This is a genomic window from Amaricoccus sp., assembly GCF_036846665.1.
Taxonomy (GTDB): Bacteria; Pseudomonadota; Alphaproteobacteria; order Rhodobacterales; family Rhodobacteraceae; genus Amaricoccus.
In genome coordinates this window covers 1-1,673 of record NZ_DAIUBO010000410.1, presented here as the reverse complement: position 1 = coordinate 1,673, position 1,673 = coordinate 1, and the positions used below count along the sequence as shown (strand labels likewise).

Sequence of the window (1,673 nt, the reverse complement as noted above, 5' to 3'; positions counted from 1 at the left end):
GTGCCCGCCACCTTGAAGTCCATGTCGCCGAGGTGGTCCTCGTCGCCGAGGATGTCGGTGAGCACCGCGAAGCGCTCGCCCTCGAGGATCAGCCCCATGGCGACGCCGGCCACCGGCGCCTTCAGGGGCACGCCCGCATCCATCATGCTGAGCGAGCCGCCGCAGACCGAGGCCATCGACGAGGAGCCGTTCGATTCGGTGATCTCGGAGACCACGCGGATCGTGTAGGGGAAGTCGGTCGCCGCCGGCAGCACCGCCTGCAGCGCGCGCCAGGCGAGCTTGCCGTGGCCGATCTCGCGCCGGCCCGGCCCCATCATGCGCCCGGCCTCGCCCACCGAATAGGGCGGGAAGTTGTAATGCAGGTAGAAGGTCGAGCGCGAGGTGCCCTGCAGCGCGTCGATCAGCTGCTCGTCGTCGCCGGTGCCGAGCGTGGTGACCACCAGCGCCTGGGTCTCGCCGCGGGTGAAGAGCGAGGAGCCGTGGGTGCGCGGCAGGATCCCGACCTCCGAGACGATGGGGCGCACCGTGGTGAGGTCCCGCCCGTCGATGCGGCGGCCGTGGTCGAGCACGTCGAGGCGCACCACTTCCGATTCGAGCTTCTTGATCGCCGAGCCGAGGTTGGGGTCCTCCTGCTCCTCGGGGTCGAGCGCCTCCGCGATCCCGGCCCGGGCCGCGGCGATGGCCGCGGTGCGCTCCTGCTTGTCGGTGATGCCGAAGGCGGCGCGCATGGCGGTCTCGCCGGCGGCCTTCACTTTTGAGTAGAGCGGCGCGTAATCCGGCGCGTCGAAGGCGAAGGGCTCCCTGGCGGCCTCCTCGGCCATGTCGATGATCATGTCGATCACCGGCTGCATCTGCTCGTGGCCGAACTTCACCGCGCCGAGCATCTCGCTCTCGGAGAGCTCATAGGCCTCGGATTCGACCATCATCACCGCGTTCTTGGTGCCCGCGACCACCAGGTCGAGGCGCTGCTCGGGGTTCTCGCGCAGCTTCTCCATGTCGTCGATGGCCGGGTTCAGCACGTAGGAGCCGTCCACGAAGCCGACGCGGGCCGCGGCGATCGGGCCCATGAAGGGCGCGCCCGAGAGCGTCAGCGCAGCGGAGGCCGCGATCATCGCCACGATGTCGGGGTCGTTCTCCATGTCGTAGGAGAGCACGGTGCAGATGACCTGGGTCTCGTTCTTGAAGCCCTCGACGAAGAGCGGCCGGATCGGCCGGTCGATGAGCCGCGAGGTCAGCGTCTCCTTCTCGGTCGGCCGCGCCTCGCGCTTGAAGAAGCCGCCGGGGATCTTGCCCGCGGCATAGTATTTTTCCTGGTAGTGGACGGTGAGCGGAAAGAAGTCGAAGCCGGTCTTGGGCTTCTTCTCGAAGACGACCGCGGCCAAGACGCTGGTCTCGCCATAGGTGGCGACCACGCTGGCGTCGGCCTGGCGGGCGATCTTTCCCGTTTCGAGCGTGAGCGTGTCATGGCCCCACTCGATGGATTTCCTGACGATGTTGAACATATCTCTTCCTTGCATGACGGCGGAACCCCCTGGTTCGGCGCCGTGTCGCGCGGGCCGCGGCCCCTGACCCCTGTCGGCTTTCCGGACGATCCCCGGGGTCGGGAGGGAATCCGGCGTGGCGGCGCCCCGGGGGGGGCGCCGATGGGGCGGGCGGCGCGGCTTCGCGCGCCC

At 69.1% G+C, this 1,673-nt stretch carries 1 protein-coding gene; it reads right to left on the bottom strand.

The annotated features are described in order from the left end of the window. Positions 1-1,502, bottom strand: a 1,502-nt coding sequence (gene pnp, locus V7050_RS20935) for a polyribonucleotide nucleotidyltransferase (RefSeq protein ID WP_324411274.1), incomplete at its 3' end; no start/stop codon positions are given. Positions 1,503-1,673 lie beyond the last annotated feature (171 nt).